Here is a 15,799-nt window from a genome sequence, read left to right as displayed (position 1 = left end):
CTCCTGCCGGGATTTCAGAGCTTCAGCCCCCGCAGCCGGAGCGCGTTGGCGATCACCGAGACCGACGACAGGCTCATGGCGGCCGCCGCCAGCATCGGCGACAGCAGCGTGCCGGTGATCGGATAGAGCACGCCGGCCGCCACCGGCACGCCGAGTGCGTTGTAGAGGAAGGCGAAGAACAGGTTCTGCCTTATGTTGGACAGCGTCTTCTGCGCCAGATGGCGCGCCCGCACGATGCCGGTGAGGTCGCCCTTGACCAGCGTGATGCCGGCGCTTTCCAGCGCCACATCGGCACCGGTGCCCATGGCGATGCCGACATCGGCGGCGGCAAGGGCGGGCGCATCGTTGATGCCGTCGCCGGCCATGGCCACCACCGCGCCCTTGCCCTTCAGCTCCGCGACAAGATCGGCCTTGGCTTCCGGCAGCATGCCGGCGCGAACCTCTTCGATGCCGAGGCTGGCGGCAATGGCCCTGGCGGTGCGCTCGTTGTCGCCGGTCGCCATGACGATGCGCATGCCCGAACGCGTCAGCTCGCGCAGCGCCTCCGACGCGGTCGGCTTGATCGGGTCGGACACCGCCACCACGCCCGCAGGCTTGCCGTCGATGGCGACGAGGATGGCCGAGCGCCCGTTCTCGCGCAGCGCATCGGCATGCTGAGAGATGAGCGTTGCGTCGATGCCGTGCTCCTGCATGAACAGCGCATTGCCGAGCACCAGCCTGCGCCCGTCGGCCGTGCCGGAAACGCCCTTGCCGTTGACCGCCTCGAAATCGCCGGCAGCCGGGAGGGTGAGCCCACGCGCCCTGGCGCCGGCGACGATGGCCTCGGCCAGCGGATGCTCGGAGCCCTGCTCTATGGCCGCTGCCAGCGCCAGCACCTCGTTCTCCTCGAAGCCGTCCTCGGCGCGGACATCGGTGAGTTCCGGCCGGCCTTCGGTCAGCGTTCCGGTCTTGTCGACGATCAGCGTGTCGACAGCGGCCAGCCGCTCGAGTGCTGCCGCCTCGCGGATCAGCACGCCGGCCTGCGCGCCGCGCCCGGTGGCGGTCATGATCGACATCGGCGTCGCCAGACCGAGCGCACATGGACAGGCGATGATCAGCACCGACACCGCCGAGACGATGGCGTAGACGAGGCGCGGCTCGGGCCCGAACGTCATCCAGCCGATGAAGGCGAGGATGGCGACCAGCACCACGGTCGGCACGAACCACGCCGACACGCGGTCGGCAAGGCTCTGGATCGGAGCGCGGCTGCGCTGCGCCTTGGCGACCAGTTCCACGATGCGCGACAGGGTGGTTTCGGAGCCCACCTTCTCGGCCCGCATGACCAGCGTGCCGTTGCGGTTCAGCGTGCCGCCGATCAGGCTGTCGCCCTCGCCCTTCTCGACCGGGATGGGCTCGCCGGTGATCATCGATTCGTCGATGGTCGAGCGGCCCTGCTCGACGGTGCCGTCGACCGGCACCGATTCGCCGGGGCGGATACGCAGCCGCTCGCCGGCCCTGACCTCGGCCAGCGGCACGTCGCGCTCCGAACCGTCCGCGCCGATCAGCCGCGCGGTCTTGGGCGCGAGGTCGAGCAGGGCGCGGATGGCCGAGCCGGTCTTCTCGCGCGCCTTCAGTTCAAGCACCTGACCGAGGAAGACCAGCGCGATGATGACGGCGGACGCCTCGAAATAGACCGGCACCGAATCGCCGTGGCCGCGCACCTCGTGCGGGAACAGGTCGGGGAACAGCGTCGCCACGACGCTGTAGATATAGGCCGCCGCCACGCCGATGGAGATCAGCGTCCACATGTTGGGGCTGCGGTTGAGGATCGAGGCCCAGCCGCGCTTGAAAAAGGGGAACGCCGCCCACAGCACCACCGGCGTGGCCAGCGCGAACTCGGTCCACACGGCCACCCGTTCGCCCAGCCAGTCTCGCACCGGAAGCCCGACCATCGGCCCCATGGAGATGACCACCAGCGGCAGCGCCAGCGTGACGCTGACCCAGAAGCGGCGGGTGAAATCGACCAGCTCGGGGTTCGGGCCTTCGTCGCCGGTCGGCACCCCCATCGGCTCCAGCGCCATGCCGCAAAGCGGGCAGTCGCCGGGACCGTCCTGCACGATTTCGGGGTGCATCGGGCAGGTATACTGCGTGCCGGCCGGCATCGGCTCGGGCGCCGGACGGTCGCCGAGGTATTTTTCGGGCTCGGTCTCGAATTTTTCCAGGCAGCGCGCCGAGCAGAAATAATGCTTCTTGCCCTGATGGCGCAGGAAATGGCGGGCGCCGGCACGGTCCACCTTCATGCCGCAGACAGGGTCTTTGGCGGTGATGTAGGCGTCCGGGTCAGCCGCGAATTTTGTGCGGCAGCTTTCACAGCAGAAGTGATAGGTGTGTCCTTCGTGGACGAGGCTCGGCTTGCCGGCCTCGGGATCGACCGTCATGCCGCAGACCGGATCGCGAACCACGGTTCCGGCTTTTGCCGCAGCCGCACCCGAACAGCAGGAGCCGCTCCCATGTCCGGGATGGTGTTGCTTGCCGTGATCGTGCGGGTGGTCGGAATGTGCCATGACAACCTCTTTCAACTGCTTTTGCCCGAGATAGGGGTTCCAGTCACTGGAAGGTCAAGAGGGATATGCCGGTGCCGGACCGTTGCGGGCAAAATCGTACCGTTGCAGCGCGAAACAGGATATAGGACGCTTCTCTGCAAGCTGAAGGATAGCCGGCACGCATGGCAAGGATCGCGCTCAGGCTGGACGAACTCATAGACGGCGCAGCACTGCGCGGCGAGCTGTCGGCTCTGGCCGAAAAGGATGCTGCAAGCTCCTTCGGCACCCGCAATGCGGTGCTGGCCCTGCTCAAGCGACAGCGCAAGGAGGGTCTGCGCATCGCAGAAGAGATGCTGCGTCAGGACGGCGGCGGGGCGGCCTGCGCGCGACGGCTCTCCCATGTCATGGACGAGATCGTGCGGGTGCTCCACGAATTCACGGCCACCCGCGTCTATCCGGCCGACAATCCCTCGACCGCCGAGCGCATGGCGGTGATCGCGGTGGGCGGCTATGGCCGCGGCACGCTGGCGCCCGGCTCCGACATCGATCTCCTGTTCCTGCTGCCCTACAAGCAGACGCCGTGGAGCGAGCAGATCGCCGAATACATGCTCTACATGCTGTGGGACATGGGGCTGAAGGTCGGCCATGCCACCCGCAATATCGACGAATGCATCCGCCTCTCATTCGCCGACATGACGATCCGCACGGCGCTGCTTGAGAGCCGTTTTCTTTGCGGAGACGAAGCGCTCAGCCGTGAACTGGTGGAACGCTTCGACCGCGAGGTCGTTGCGACGACCGGCGCTGAGTTCGCTCAGGCCAAGCTTGCCGAACGCGACGTGCGCCATGCCAAGGCGGGAGAGAGCCGCTATCTGGTCGAACCCAACGTCAAGGACGGCAAGGGTGGCCTGCGCGACCTGCACACGCTGTTCTGGATCGGGAAATATTTCTATCGTGTGCGCAATGGCGCCGATCTGGTCGGCAAGGGCGTGTTCACGCAAGGCGAATACAGGCTGTTCCTGAAGTCCGAGGATTTCCTCTGGGCGGTGCGTTGCCACATGCACTTCCTTACCGGCAAGGCAGAGGAGCGGCTTTATTTCGACATCCAGCGCGATATCGCCGAGCGTCTTGGCTACACCAGCCATCCCGGCCTGTCGGCTGTAGAGCGCTTCATGAAGCACTATTTCCTGATCGCCAAGGATGTCGGCGATCTGACGCGCATCTTCTGCGCCGGGCTTGAGGAGGAGCAGGCCAAGCAGGTTCCGGGCATGGCCGGCCTGTTCACGGGATTCACCCGGCGCCGGCGCAAGCTTGCCGGCACCGGCGAGTTCGTCGTCGACAACCACCGCCTCAATGTGGCCGACGACAAGGTTTTCGAGCGCGATCCGGTCAATCTCGTGCGGCTGTTCTGGTTTGCCGACCGGCATGGGCTGGAGTTCCATCCGGATGCGCTGAAGCTGGTGACGCGTTCGCTGTGGCTGGTCGACAAGGCGTTGCGGCGCAATGGCGAGGTCAACCGGCTGTTCCTCGATATCCTCACCTCGGACCGCTATGCCGAACTCAATCTCAGGCGCATGAACGAGGCCGGGCTGCTGGGCAAGCTGATTCCCGATTTCGGCAGGATCGTCGCCATGATGCAGTTCAACATGTACCACCACTATACGGTGGATGAGCATCTCATCCGCTGCGTCGGCGTGCTGGCGCAGATCGAGGGAGGAGAGGGGGAAAAGGCCCATCCCCTTTCGCACTCGCTGATGCCGGGCCTGAAGAAGAGCCGCGACGCGCTCTATGTGGCGGTGCTGCTGCACGACATAGCCAAGGGCCGCCCGGAAGATCATTCCACGGCCGGTGCGCGGATCGCGCGCCGCATATGCCCGCAACTGGGCCTGTCGTCGGCCGACACGGAAACCGTCGCCTGGCTGATCGAGAACCATCTCCTGATGTCGATGACCGCGCAGACCCGCGACCTCAACGACCGCAAGACCATCGAGGATTTCGCGGCGGCGGTGCAGTCGGTGGAGCGGCTGAAGCTGCTCCTCATCCTCACCGTCTGCGACATTCGCGGCGTCGGCCCCGGCGTGTGGAACGGCTGGAAGGGGCAGCTCCTGCGCACCCTTTACTACGAGACCGAACTGCTTCTGACCGGGGGGTTCTCGGAAATGTCGCGTTCGCAGCGCACGGCCGAAGCGCGCGCCGATCTGACGGCGGCATTGGCCGGCTGGCCGCAAGAGGCGCGCGCCGCCTATGTCGGCCTGCTCTACCCGAACTACCTGCTCACCGTCGATCTTGCCGATCAGCTTCGCCATGCGCAGTTCGTGCGCGACGCGGACGCCGCCGGCCGCAAGCTCGACACCATGGTGCGCACCCACGAGTTCGAGGCGGTGACCGAGATCACCGTGCTGGCGCAGGACCACCCCCGGCTGCTGTCGGTGATCGCCGGCGCATGCGCGGCGGCCGGCGCGAACATCGTCGATGCGCAGATATTCACCACCGCGGATGGCCGCGCGCTCGACACCATATTGATCAGCCGGGAGTTCGACCTCGACGAGGACGAACGGCGGCGCGCCGAGCGCGTCGGCAAGCTGATCGAGGATGTGCTGTCGGGGCGCAGCTGGCTGCCGGAGGTGATCGCAAGGCGCAGCAAGGCGAAGCGCGGCGCCAGGGCATTCAGCATCACGCCCCGGGCCGAGATACGCAACACCCTGTCCCACCGGTTTTCGGTGATAGAGGTGAAGGGGCTGGACCGTCCCGGCCTGTTGTCGGAAATAACCGGCGCGCTGTCCGACCTGTCGCTCGACATTGCCTCGGCCCACATCACCACCTTCGGCGAAAAGGTGATCGACACCTTCTACGTCACCGACCTGACAGGGCAGAAGGTGGAGAGCCCGGCCCGCATCGCAGCCATTTCCAGGCGGCTGGTCGAAGTGCTGAAAGGCACCGGGCTGGAGCAGCTCTACAAATCACGCCCGGCGGCGGAATAGGCGAGGCGGTGCGTTGAAGGTTCCTTCGCAGGGCGCGCTTCCGGCTGTATTGCCCACTCCTGCCTGCCCGGAAGGGGGCCCATCGACACGCGTTACAGGGAAGCGAGCATAATTTGAGTCTTGTCAGGAAATTCGCGACGGTCGCCTCCGGCACCTTGATGAGCCGTATTCTGGGCTTTGCCCGTGAAATGCTGATGGCGGCCGCGCTTGGCACCGGCCCGGTGGCGGGTGCGTTCTACGCCGCTTTCCAGTTTCCCAACACGTTTCGCCGCCTGTTCGCCGAGGGTGCGTTCAACAGCGCCTTCGTGCCGCTGTTCGCCAAGGAAATCGAGGCCAACGGCATAGACGGGGCGCGCCGCTTCTCCGAGGAGGTGTTCGGCGTGCTGTTCTCGGTGCTGACGGTGCTGACGATACTTATGGAACTGGCCATGCCGCTTCTTGTGCGCACCATCATCGCGCCGGGCTTTGCCAGCGATCCGCAGAAGTACGAACTGACCGTCGCGCTCGCCACCATCATGTTTCCCTATCTCATGTGCATGTCTCTGGCGGCAATGATGGCAGGGATGCTGAATTCGCTGCGCCGCTATTTCGCGGCGGCGATCGCTCCGGTGTTCCTCAACGTCATCCTCATCGCGGTGCTGGGGCATGCCTGGTATACGGGCGCCGACAGCCTTGAAGTCGGTTACGCCATGGCCTGGGGCGTCATGGCGGCGGGCGTCGTGCAACTCGCCATCGTCTGGATCGCGGCGCGGCGCGCGGGCATCTCCATCGGCTTCAGACGGCCGCGCATGACACCCAATGTGAAGCGCCTGCTGTGGCTGGCGCTGCCGGCGGCAATCACCGGCGGCATCACCCAGATCAACACGCTGATCGGCACCGCCATCGCGTCCGGGCAGGACAAGGCCGTGCCCGCGCTGGCGCAGGCGGACCGCTTCTACCAGCTTCCGCTCGGGGTCGTCGGGATCGCGGTGGCCATCGTTCTGCTGCCCGAACTGGCGCGGGCGCTCAAGGCCGGCAACGATGGCGAGGCCGCAAGCCTCCAGAACCGCTCCGTCGAATTCGTGCTGTTCCTGACCCTGCCGGCCACGGCTGCGCTGCTGGTCATCTCCGAGCCGATCGTGCGGGTGCTGTACGAACGCGGCGCTTTCACCTCCGACGACACGGTGCTCGTGTCGTCGATCCTTGCCGTATTCGGCCTTGGGTTGCCTGCCTTCGTGCTCATCAAGGCGTTCACGCCGGGCTATTTCGCCCGCGAGGATACGAAGACGCCGATGGTGTTCGCCGCCATCTCGGTGGCGATCAACATCACCATCGCCCTGACCCTGTTCCCGCGCATGGGCGCGCCGGGCATTGCCGTGGCCTCGGTCGTCGCAGGATGGGCCAACGCCCTGATGCTGCTCGTCGTGCTGATCCGGCGCGGTCACTGGGGGCATGATGCGCCGCTGATGAGGCGCATCCCCCGCCTCGTGCTGTCCTCGGCATTGATGGGCGCCGCGCTGTATGGCGGGGCGGTGTGGCTGTCGCCATGGCTCGCGCCCCCGGCTTCCCTGCTTGCACAGACGGGATCCCTGGCGCTGCTGTGCGCGGCAGGTGCGCTGGTCTATTTCGTTCTCGCCTTCGCCACCGGCGGCGCCGATGCCGGCATGGTCCGCAGGAATGTCAGGCGCGGCAGCGCCGCCCCGGCCGGTACCGAAGAGTGAAGACCCTGCCTCCCGCCCCCTTGATTGTAAGGGGGCCATCGTTCATAAGCCCGCCTCGTGAACCTCGTCGGGCGGGGTTCGCGGCAGCATGATTCCGCCGCAAGCCGGGCGCTTCCGGGTCATGCCCGAACGGCCCTCCACAAGCCAGGGAGACATCATGACCACCTTCAGGCAACTCGTCTTTTCCGGGGTCCAGCCAACCGGGAACCTGCATCTCGGCAACTATCTCGGCGCCATCCGCAAGTTCGTCGCCTTGCAAGACAGCAACGACTGCATCTATTGCGTCGTCGACCTGCACTCGATCACGGCGCAGCTTGTCCATGAGGACCTTGCTTCGCAGACGCGCTCGATCACGGCCGCCTTCCTTGCCGCCGGCATCGATCCGAAGCAGCATATCGTTTTCAATCAGGCCCGCGTGCCGCAGCACGCCGAACTCGCCTGGATATTCAACTGCGTGGCGCGCATCGGCTGGATGAACCGCATGACGCAGTTCAAGGACAAGGCTGGCAAGGACCGCGAGAACGCCTCGCTGGGCCTGCTCGCCTATCCGAGCCTGATGGCGGCCGACATCCTTGTCTATCGCGCCACCCATGTGCCGGTGGGCGAGGACCAGAAGCAGCATCTGGAGCTGACCCGCGACATCGCCCAGAAGTTCAACAACGATTTCTCCGCGCGCATCGCCGAGCTTGGCCTTGGCGTCGAAATGCAGATGGGCGACGAAACCGTCAATGGCTTCTTCCCGCTCACCGAGCCGCTGATCGGCGGGCCGGCCACGCGGGTCATGAGCCTGCGCGACGGTTCGAAGAAGATGTCGAAGTCGGATCCGTCCGATCTCTCGCGCATCAACCTGACCGACGCCGCCGCCGCCATCTCGAAGAAGATCAAGAAGGCCAAGACCGATCCGGAGGCGCTGCCGGGAGAGGTCGAAGGACTTGAGGGACGACCGGAGGCCGACAATCTCGTCGGCATCTATGCCGGGCTTGCGGACATGACCCGCGAAGCGGTTCTGAAGGAATTCGGCGGCCAGCAGTTCTCCGTGTTCAAGCCGGCGCTGGCCGATCTGGCCGTCCACAAGCTCGCCCCCATCGCCGGTGAAATGCGCCGGCTGATGGCCGATCCGCAGTACATCGACACCGTGCTCAGGGATGGCGGCGAGCGCGCCGGCGCCATCGCCGAACAGACCATGCATTCGGTGCGCGACATCATCGGTCTCCTGCAAAACTGACCCGGCGTCAGTTGCGATGCGTCTTGCCGCCGGCTGCCGCCGGTGGCAGATTGCGCCGGTTCGAAGCCAGCGAGGCGGATCACGCACATGGTATCCAGACGTCTCAGCCGCGAAGCCGGCCATCGCCGCAAGTTCCTGGCCATTGTCGATGAAACGCCTGAATGCGAGCGGGCCGTGACCTATGCCTCGCTGCGCATGCAAAGCACCAACGGCGTGCTGGTTCTGCTCTATGTGATCGACACCGAGGATTTCCAGCATTTCCTGGGCGTGGAGAAGATCATGCGCGAGGAAGCGACGGCCGCCGCCCATGCCGCGCTCGATGCGCAGGCCACCCGCGTGCGGCAGAAATTCGGGATCGAGCCGGAGCTGGTGGTGCGCGAGGGCAGCAGGGTGGAGGAAATCCACAAGCTGATCGAGGAGGATCAGGATATCGCCATTCTGGTTCTGGCGGCAGGCTCCGGCAAGGAAGGACCGGGACCGCTGGTCGCGTCCGTGGTCGGCAAGGGCGCTGCATTCCCCATTCCGGTGACCATCATTCCGCAGACCCTGTCGGACGAGGAGATCGAGAATCTCGGCTGAGGCCAATCGTCTCCCCTGACGGGCTTTCACTTGAATGGCCGGCGTCCCGGGCTTATTTTGACGACAAAGACAATTCCAGAGGCCATGCGGCCACGGAGACGGCCATGTTCATCCAGACCGAGGCGACCCCCAATCCCGCCACGCTGAAATTCCTGCCCGGCCGGGAGGTGCTGCTCGATGGCACGGCTGATTTCCGCGACGCTGAAACGGCGCGCGCCTCGTCCGCGCTGGCCGGCCGTCTTTTCGAGATTCCCGGCGTCACCGGTGTCTTCTTCGGCTATGACTTCATCACCGTCTCCAAGGATGGGGCCGACTGGCAGCATCTGAAGCCCGCGATTCTCGGCACGATCATGGAGCATTTCATGTCGGGCCAGCCGGTAATGACCGGCACCGGGCCTTCCACTCTTGAAATCGACGAGGGCGAGGAGTTCTACGACAAGGAGGACGAGGAAATCGTGCTCACCATCAAGGAATTGCTCGACACCCGCGTTCGCCCGGCGGTGGCCCAGGATGGCGGCGACATAACCTTCCGCGGCTACGAGAACGGCGTCGTGTTCCTGCACATGAAGGGCGCCTGCGCCGGCTGCCCGTCGTCCACGGCGACACTCAAGCACGGCATCCAGAACCTGCTGCGCCACTTCGTGCCTGAGGTTCAGCAGGTCGAGCAGGTCGCCTGACCGCACCGTCGCGGACTGCAAGAAACAAAAAACCGGGCTTCAGGGCCCGGTTTTTCGTTGCGACGTCTGTGTTGCCGAGACGGTTCGCACCTGACTGTTGCCGCATGACGCAGACCCGAAACCGGTTCCCGATTTCGGACGGCACGGTTTAGAGAACGACCACCTTGGCGCCATTCTCCGAGCGCTTGTAGAGATCGATGATGTCCTGATTCATGAGGCGGATGCAGCCGGAAGACATCGCCTTGCCGATGGAATTCCATTCCGGCGTTCCGTGCAACCGATAGCCTGTGTCGCCGCTCTTGTTGAAGAGATAGAGCGCCCGCGCGCCGAGCGGGTTGCCGAGGCCGGGCTTCATTCCCCCGGCGTGCTTGGCCAGTTCCGGCTGGCGCTTGATCATCGCGGCCGGCGGCGTCCAGGTCGGCCATTCCCGTTTCATGGCCACGCGCGCGGTGCCGCGCCATTCGAAGCCCTCGCGGCCCACGCCGATGCCGTAACGCATGGCCTTGCCGCCCTCCATGACCAGATAGAGGAACTTTCCGGAGGTATCGACGACGATGGTGCCGGGTTTTTCACTGGTATCGTAACGGACGATCTGGCGGTGGTACTTCCTGTCCACCTTCTCGATGGGAATGCGCGGCAGATTGTAGCCTGCGTCGGTGGTGGCGCCGTAGCTGCTGGTGAACATCGGGGTTGTCCCGATGGTGCTGCATCCGGCAAGCGATGCAGAGAGCGCAAGGGCGGCAAGTACCGTTCTGATCCGCATCGAAAAGACTGCCCCCTCCTGGTAATCCCGATGGAAGCCGATTCGGCCTCGCCGCTGTATTGATGACGGCTTTTCTTTGCTTGCCAAGCAGGCGCTGCCTATATGACAGTCGCGACCCGCGTGTAAGTTGCATCCTATTGCAATTGCGCAACAGTCGTTCACAGGAACGTGAAGAAAATCAACGCTCCGAAAGGTTTGCACCCATGAATGTCGGAGATGCGGCCCGCCGCACGGGAATTCCCGCCAAGACCATCCGCTATTATGAGGAGATCGGCCTGATCGCGCCGCAGCGGTCGGCCAACGGTTATCGCGACTATACGGGCGAGGATGTCCATCGGCTCGCCTTCCTGAAGCGTGCGCGCAATCTTGGCTTCTCCATAGAGGACTGCCGCCAGCTGATGGCGCTCTACCGCGACCGTTCGCGCGCCAGCGCGGATGTCCACCGCATCGCCTCCAGCCATGTCGCGGCGATCGAGGAAAAGATCGGCGAGCTGCAATCCATGCGCGCCACCCTGCAAAAGCTGATCCATGCCTGCCATGGCGACGACCGCCCGGATTGTCCGATTCTCGAAGAGATGGCAGGTGTCGGCGAGCGTGCCATCTGAGCTTCTTCCTTCCTTGCGCCGGCGCAGAGTGTGCGGACGATGGGGCAGAAAACGGGTTCAAACCGTGAACAAAATCGGCAATAATGGTTCATGCCAATCGTTTCGCCGATTCTTCGAAACCCGCTCGCCGACGGTCGCCAGTCGGAACGCGCCATGCTGGTGCGGCGCGGCGTCCAGCGCCTGCTGATGGAAATGGGCGCGCATGTGCTGCCCGAGCTGTCGCTTGCAACCGGCCGTCGCGCCGACCTCGTGGCCCTGACCAGACAGGGCGACATCTGGATCATCGAGATCAAGTCGTCGATCGAGGATTTTCGCGTGGACCGAAAATGGCCGGATTACCGGCTGCATTCAGACCGGCTGTTCTTCGCCACTCATCCAGGCGTACCGGCAGACATCTTCCCGCAGGATTGCGGCTTCATCCTGTCTGACGGCTATGGTGCCGAGATCATGCGCGAGGCGCCCGAGCACCGGCTGGCCGCAGCCACGCGCAAGGCCCTGATGCTGCGCATTGCCCGCGCCGGCGCGGCCCGGCTGCTGGCCGCCGAGCTGGCGGGCGTGGCCGTGCCGGCGCTGGATGGCGAAAGCGAATAGGAAGAGCAGGAGACCGGTGGGTTTTCTCCCTTTCCTGCCCTGCCGTTTATCGCGGTGCGCGCTTGGCGAGGATACGTTGCAGGGTACGACGGTGCATGTTGAGACGGCGGGCCGTCTCGGAAACATTCCGCTCGCACATTTCGTAGACGCGCTGGATGTGCTCCCAGCGCACACGGTCGGCCGACATCGGGTTTTCCGGCGGCGCCGCGCGCTCGCCCGACTGGCGGGTCAGCGCCGCGAACACGTCGTCGGCGTCGGCCGGCTTGGAAAGATAGTCGACCGCGCCAAGCTTCACCGCCGTCACCGCCGTGGCGATGTTGCCGTAACCGGTAAGGATGATCGTGCGGGCATCCTCCCGCTTCTCACGGATGGCGGCGACCACGTCGAGGCCGTTGCCATCGCCAAGCCGCATGTCGACCACGGCATAGGCGGGGGGATTGGCGCGCGCTTTCCCGACCGCTTCCTCGACGCTTTCGGCGGTATCGACCGTGAAGCCGCGGGTTTCCATGGCCCGTGCCAGACGGGTGAGGAAGGGCTTGTCGTCATCCACGATCAGCAGCGAGGTGTCGTCGCCGGTCACCACGCCGCCATTGCCGTCTTCACCAGTCATGATCTTCAACCCCACTTCAGTTTACCGCGACAAAACGTCCTTGCACGGAAATATATGCGTTGAGCGCCGCTGTCCAATTTTTGAGCGGTGTCCGAAGGCCATTTCCCGATCCAGCGCATAGTCGGCCATGTGTTGCCCTGTTTCCATGCAGATGCGGACGAAAAACTTTCATGGCCGGGAAGAGGATTTCGGCTTCAGGCTTTCCGGAGCGGCAGGGCCGCGCTCTCCTCGGCATAGACGAAATTGCTGCGCGGCCAGCGAACCCGGACCACAGCGCCTTCGCCGGGGCCGGTGGCGTTGCCGAAGGTGATGGTCGCGCCGGATCGCTCAAGCAGGGTCTTGGCTATGAACAGGCCGAGCCCCAGCCCCCCGCCGGGTTCGGCGCCCTGCCGCGTCGACATATAGGGCTCTCCGATCCGGTCGAGCACCTCGACGGGGAAGCCCGAGCCGTCGTCGACGATGGACAGGGACACGAAATCGTCGTCCCAGCTCCAGCGGACGCTGACGCTGGTATGGGCGAAATCCACCGCGTTCTCGACCAGGTTGCCAAGGCCATAGAGCACGCCCGGATTGCGGCGTCCTACCGGTTCCGGCCCGATGCACTCGCCCGGCTGAAGGCGGATGACGATGCCGAAGTCGCGATGCGGGGCGGTCACTTCCTCCACCAGCGAGGTCAGCGGAAGGCGGGCCATCTGCGGCTCGCCCTCGGAGGACAGGCTGGTCAGGCGCTTGAGGATCTCGCGGCAGCGTTCGCTCTGGCTGCGCAGCAGGGTGACGTCGTCGCTGTATTTCGGATCCTTGCCGAGCGCCTTCTCCATTTCCCTCGCGACCAGCGAGATTGTGGCGAGCGGCGTGCCGAGCTCATGCGCGGCGGCGGCCGCCAGCCCGTCCAGCGCCGAAAGATGCTGCTCGCGTTGCAGCACGAGCTCCGTGGCCGCCAGTGCATCCGACAGAAGCCGTGCTTCCTCCGCGACACGGAAGGCGTAGATGGCGGCGAAGGCGGTGGCCGACAGCACGGCCATCCACATGCCCGCGACGTAGATGAAGGGCATGACCAGCGTGGTGCCCTCGATCCACGGCAATGGACGATGGAAGAAAGCCAGAAGCGATGCGGCGGCGATCACCAGCACCGCCTGCAGAACGGTCAGCCGGATCGGCAGCGAGGTGGCCGAGATCACCACCGGCACGATGAGCAGCAGCGAGAACGGGTTGGTCAGCCCGCCTGTGAAATAGAGCAGGCCGGCAAGCTGGAGCGTGTCGAAGGTGAGCAGGCTCATGGCGGCCAGCGGCGTCAGCCTGTACGCAGCCGGATAACGGAAGGCGAGCCACAGATTCATCCATGCCGAGGCGGCGATCAGCGCGAAGCACAGGCCGACGGGCAGCGGAAACTCAAGCCAGTAGGCAACGAACATCACCGCGATGCTCTGGCCGACTATGGCCAGCCAGCGCAGGCGGATCAGCGTGTTGAGGCGCAGCCGGTAGCTCTGGCGCAGATCGGGCGCGTTAAGCTTGATCATCGTGGGCCTTCCGGTGCGCTGGCAGCGACATAGAGGGCCGCGAGGCGCTCGACGCCCTGCCGGTCGTCTTCGTCGAAACGGCCGGGCACAGGACTGTCGAGATCGATGACGCCGAGGATTTCACCGTGCCGGATCAGCGGCACCACCAGTTCCGAGCGCGATTCGGGGTCGCAGAAAATGTGGTTTTCGATCTTCGTCACGTCCTCGACGACAATGGAGCGGCGCTCGGCCACGGCCGTTCCGCACACGCCGCGCCCGACCGCGATGCGCACGCAGGCCGGCTTTCCCAGGAAGGGGCCTACGACCAGTTCCTGCGGCGACCGCAGGAAGTAGAAGCCGGCCCAGTTGAGTTTCGCCATGGTGTGGAAGATCAGCGCCGAGACATTGGCGGCATTGGCGATAGCGTCGCTTTCGCCGGCAAGCAGCGCCTCCATCTGCGCAGCCAGCTCGCGATAGAAGGCTGGCTTGTCGGCGCTGTCGATGCGGCTCGCTTCAAACATTCAGTTGACACCTTTGGGCACGCTTTCAGGCGGCACCGTAGCCTTGACGTTCTGGCGATGGAAGATGAAGAGCCCAGCCAGCACCACGATACCGGCGCCGATCAGGATGCGCGGGGCCGGGATGTCGTTGAAGAAGATCACGCCGAACACAACGGCCCACAGAAGCAGGGTGTAGTGCAGGGGCGCCAGCGTCGAGGCCGGCGCCATCTTCAGGGCGCGGGTGATCATGAGATGCGCGACGCCGGAAACGACGCCCAGCAGGAGCATGGCACCATAGTCTATGGCGGCGCCATGATGCCACTCGCCGATCGTCATGACGCCGGCGCAAAGCCCGACGCCAACCGTCTGCCAGGTGACCAGCGCTGTGTCGCTGGTGCCGCGCAGCAGGCGGCTGAGCACGATGGCGACCGCGAAGGAGATCGAGCCGATCAGCGCATAGAGCGACTCGATCGACAGCGCGGCCGATGACGGTTTCAGCATCACCAGAACACCGCAGAAGCCGATGAGGATGGCCAGCCAGCGCCGCCAGCCAACCTTCTCGCCCAGGAACATATGCGACAGCGCCGCGACATAGATCGGCCCGGCCATGTAGAAGCTCATCACGTCGGCCAGCGGCAGATGGACGACGGCGGCATAGAACAGCAGGGTGTCGAGTGCGGTGGCGACGACACGCGCAAACTGCAACCCGATGCGGTCCAGATGGAACAGTCTGGCCGTTCCCTGCCGCACGATCATCGGGCCGAGGACGATGAAGGCGCCGATGGAGCGGACCAGCACCACCTGGCCGACGGAGAAGCTCGCCACCAGCCATTTGCCCATGGCGTCGTTGAGTGCGAACATGAAATCACCGGCCAGCATCAGCAGGATGCCGGCCACAATCACGTTGCGGTTCACGAGTCCGGACAGGCGAGACATGGCGCATTCCCTGGAAAGGCCATTTCGGCCGACAATGCGCTGTTATCCGCGCCGCGCGGATTTTGCGAGCAAATTCCATTGGGGCAGAGCCGCGCCGGCTATTTCGCTTTCACCGGCACATAGACGGGCCGGTAGATCACCTGCGGGAACGGGTCGACATAGCGGTTCTCGCGGGCAGCGGCACGCCGGTCGAGCTCCAGGCGCTGCAGGCATTCGGCAAAGGCGTCGTTCTTGCGCGTGAAGCCGTAGGACCGGCATTTCTCCTCATCGGCCGCGCGCTGCTGCTCGGCCGTGACGCAGCCGGAAAGCAGAAGGCCGAAGGCGATGACGGCTATGGTTCTGGAAAGCATGTGAAAGCCCTCGGATGGTCCCTGCCCGGGCATGATTCCTACACCACCACCGATTTGTGGCAAGATGCAGGGTCGCAGCCTGAGCGCGAAACCGTCGGCAATCCCGGTAATCGAATCTGGCACGGCTTCTCCGTCGGAATGCCGTGGCGCTCCCTGTCAGTCTGGCAGCTTCCTGACGGCTCCCTTGTCCGCGCTTGTTGCGAAGGCGGCGTATGCCTTGAGGGCTGTGGTGACGTTGCGCTTGCGGGTCTCGGCCGGCTTCCAGCC

General features: G+C 64.9%; 14 protein-coding genes. 7 read left to right on the top strand and 7 right to left on the bottom strand.

Annotated elements, in window-relative coordinates; translation table 11 throughout:
* Nucleotides 1-14: 14 nt before the first annotated feature.
* The gene (locus DES43_RS14950) at nucleotides 15-2,543 is read right to left on the bottom strand and encodes a heavy metal translocating P-type ATPase (RefSeq protein WP_035029942.1); all 2,529 of its coding nucleotides are present in this window, start codon (nucleotides 2,541-2,543) and stop codon (nucleotides 15-17) included.
* A gap of 161 nt (nucleotides 2,544-2,704) precedes the next feature.
* Between DES43_RS14950 and DES43_RS14945 the strand changes: the two genes are divergently transcribed.
* The 5 genes from DES43_RS14945 to DES43_RS14925 all read left to right on the top strand — a co-directional run bounded on the left by DES43_RS14945 (nucleotide 2,705) and on the right by DES43_RS14925 (nucleotide 9,681).
* The gene (locus DES43_RS14945) at nucleotides 2,705-5,500 is read left to right on the top strand and encodes a [protein-PII] uridylyltransferase (protein ID WP_035029939.1); all 2,796 of its coding nucleotides are present in this window, start codon (nucleotides 2,705-2,707) and stop codon (nucleotides 5,498-5,500) included.
* A gap of 113 nt (nucleotides 5,501-5,613) precedes the next feature.
* A complete protein-coding gene (gene murJ / locus DES43_RS14940) occupies nucleotides 5,614-7,200 on the top strand; it encodes a murein biosynthesis integral membrane protein MurJ (RefSeq protein WP_035029936.1) in 1,587 nt (528 codons plus the stop codon).
* A gap of 157 nt (nucleotides 7,201-7,357) precedes the next feature.
* The gene (trpS, locus tag DES43_RS14935) at nucleotides 7,358-8,425 is read left to right on the top strand and encodes a tryptophan--tRNA ligase (protein ID WP_035030085.1); all 1,068 of its coding nucleotides are present in this window, start codon (nucleotides 7,358-7,360) and stop codon (nucleotides 8,423-8,425) included.
* 87 nt (nucleotides 8,426-8,512) lie between these two features.
* Entirely contained in the window at nucleotides 8,513-9,004 is a 492-nt protein-coding gene (locus DES43_RS14930; protein ID WP_035029934.1) for a universal stress protein, read from the top strand.
* Between the two features lie 104 nt (nucleotides 9,005-9,108).
* Nucleotides 9,109-9,681: a NifU family protein gene (locus tag DES43_RS14925; RefSeq protein WP_035029931.1), complete on the top strand. Its 573-nt coding sequence runs from the start codon at nucleotides 9,109-9,111 to the stop codon at nucleotides 9,679-9,681.
* Between the two features lie 148 nt (nucleotides 9,682-9,829).
* On the opposite strand, the gene DES43_RS14920 is transcribed toward DES43_RS14925, so the two are convergent.
* Nucleotides 9,830-10,444 (bottom strand): L,D-transpeptidase, encoded by a 615-nt coding sequence (locus tag DES43_RS14920; RefSeq protein WP_035029927.1) that lies wholly within the window; start codon nucleotides 10,442-10,444, stop codon nucleotides 9,830-9,832.
* 203 nt (nucleotides 10,445-10,647) lie between these two features.
* On the opposite strand from DES43_RS14920, the gene cueR reads away from it, so the two are divergent.
* Both cueR and DES43_RS14910 read left to right on the top strand, forming a co-directional pair.
* The gene (gene cueR / locus DES43_RS14915) at nucleotides 10,648-11,049 is read left to right on the top strand and encodes a Cu(I)-responsive transcriptional regulator (protein ID WP_035029924.1); all 402 of its coding nucleotides are present in this window, start codon (nucleotides 10,648-10,650) and stop codon (nucleotides 11,047-11,049) included.
* 90 nt (nucleotides 11,050-11,139) lie between these two features.
* Complete coding sequence (locus DES43_RS14910) at nucleotides 11,140-11,640, top strand: MmcB family DNA repair protein (RefSeq protein WP_035029921.1); 501 nt, start codon at nucleotides 11,140-11,142, stop codon at nucleotides 11,638-11,640.
* A 46-nt stretch (nucleotides 11,641-11,686) separates the two neighbouring features.
* Here the strand turns inward: DES43_RS14910 and DES43_RS14905 are convergent, their stop codons facing one another.
* The 5 genes from DES43_RS14905 to DES43_RS14885 all read right to left on the bottom strand — a co-directional run bounded on the left by DES43_RS14905 (nucleotide 11,687) and on the right by DES43_RS14885 (nucleotide 15,532).
* Nucleotides 11,687-12,250: an ActR/PrrA/RegA family redox response regulator transcription factor gene (locus DES43_RS14905; protein ID WP_035030082.1), complete on the bottom strand. Its 564-nt coding sequence runs from the start codon at nucleotides 12,248-12,250 to the stop codon at nucleotides 11,687-11,689.
* A gap of 194 nt (nucleotides 12,251-12,444) precedes the next feature.
* Nucleotides 12,445-13,767 carry an ActS/PrrB/RegB family redox-sensitive histidine kinase gene (locus DES43_RS14900; protein WP_035029918.1) on the bottom strand — a complete coding sequence of 441 codons (1,323 nt, stop codon included), beginning with the start codon at nucleotides 13,765-13,767 and terminating at the stop codon, nucleotides 12,445-12,447.
* Entirely contained in the window at nucleotides 13,764-14,267 is a 504-nt protein-coding gene (locus tag DES43_RS14895) for a GAF domain-containing protein (RefSeq protein ID WP_035029915.1), read from the bottom strand. The genes DES43_RS14900 and DES43_RS14895 overlap by 4 nt, the downstream gene beginning before the upstream one ends.
* Nucleotides 14,268-15,182: a DMT family transporter gene (locus tag DES43_RS14890; RefSeq protein WP_035029912.1), complete on the bottom strand. Its 915-nt coding sequence runs from the start codon at nucleotides 15,180-15,182 to the stop codon at nucleotides 14,268-14,270.
* Nucleotides 15,183-15,280: 98 nt separating this feature from the next.
* Nucleotides 15,281-15,532, bottom strand: a complete 252-nt coding sequence (locus tag DES43_RS14885; protein ID WP_035029909.1) for a hypothetical protein — start codon at nucleotides 15,530-15,532, stop codon at nucleotides 15,281-15,283.
* Nucleotides 15,533-15,799: the final 267 nt, after the last annotated feature.

The sequence above is a fragment of the Aquamicrobium defluvii genome (genome assembly GCF_004363725.1).
Classification (GTDB): domain Bacteria; phylum Pseudomonadota; class Alphaproteobacteria; order Rhizobiales; family Rhizobiaceae; genus Mesorhizobium; species Mesorhizobium defluvii.
This window is presented reverse-complemented; position numbering and strand designations above follow the sequence as displayed.

What these genes read in the sequence shown, in the direction of transcription:
- DES43_RS14905 (WP_035030082.1), bottom strand. Translation starts at nt 12,250, where the DNA reads ATGACTGGTGAAGACGGCAATGGCGGCGTGGTGACCGGCGACGACACC.
- DES43_RS14945 (WP_035029939.1), top strand. Translation starts at nt 2,705, where the DNA reads ATGGCAAGGATCGCGCTCAGGCTGGACGAACTCATAGACGGCGCAGCA.
- DES43_RS14900 (WP_035029918.1), bottom strand. Translation starts at nt 13,767, where the DNA reads ATGATCAAGCTTAACGCGCCCGATCTGCGCCAGAGCTACCGGCTGCGC.
- DES43_RS14930 (WP_035029934.1), top strand. Translation starts at nt 8,513, where the DNA reads ATGGTATCCAGACGTCTCAGCCGCGAAGCCGGCCATCGCCGCAAGTTC.
- DES43_RS14895 (WP_035029915.1), bottom strand. Translation starts at nt 14,267, where the DNA reads ATGTTTGAAGCGAGCCGCATCGACAGCGCCGACAAGCCAGCCTTCTAT.
- DES43_RS14890 (WP_035029912.1), bottom strand. Translation starts at nt 15,182, where the DNA reads ATGTCTCGCCTGTCCGGACTCGTGAACCGCAACGTGATTGTGGCCGGC.
- trpS (WP_035030085.1), top strand. Translation starts at nt 7,358, where the DNA reads ATGACCACCTTCAGGCAACTCGTCTTTTCCGGGGTCCAGCCAACCGGG.
- DES43_RS14950 (WP_035029942.1), bottom strand. Translation starts at nt 2,543, where the DNA reads ATGGCACATTCCGACCACCCGCACGATCACGGCAAGCAACACCATCCC.
- DES43_RS14885 (WP_035029909.1), bottom strand. Translation starts at nt 15,532, where the DNA reads ATGCTTTCCAGAACCATAGCCGTCATCGCCTTCGGCCTTCTGCTTTCC.
- DES43_RS14910 (WP_035029921.1), top strand. Translation starts at nt 11,140, where the DNA reads ATGCCAATCGTTTCGCCGATTCTTCGAAACCCGCTCGCCGACGGTCGC.
- cueR (WP_035029924.1), top strand. Translation starts at nt 10,648, where the DNA reads ATGAATGTCGGAGATGCGGCCCGCCGCACGGGAATTCCCGCCAAGACC.
- DES43_RS14920 (WP_035029927.1), bottom strand. Translation starts at nt 10,444, where the DNA reads ATGCGGATCAGAACGGTACTTGCCGCCCTTGCGCTCTCTGCATCGCTT.
- DES43_RS14925 (WP_035029931.1), top strand. Translation starts at nt 9,109, where the DNA reads ATGTTCATCCAGACCGAGGCGACCCCCAATCCCGCCACGCTGAAATTC.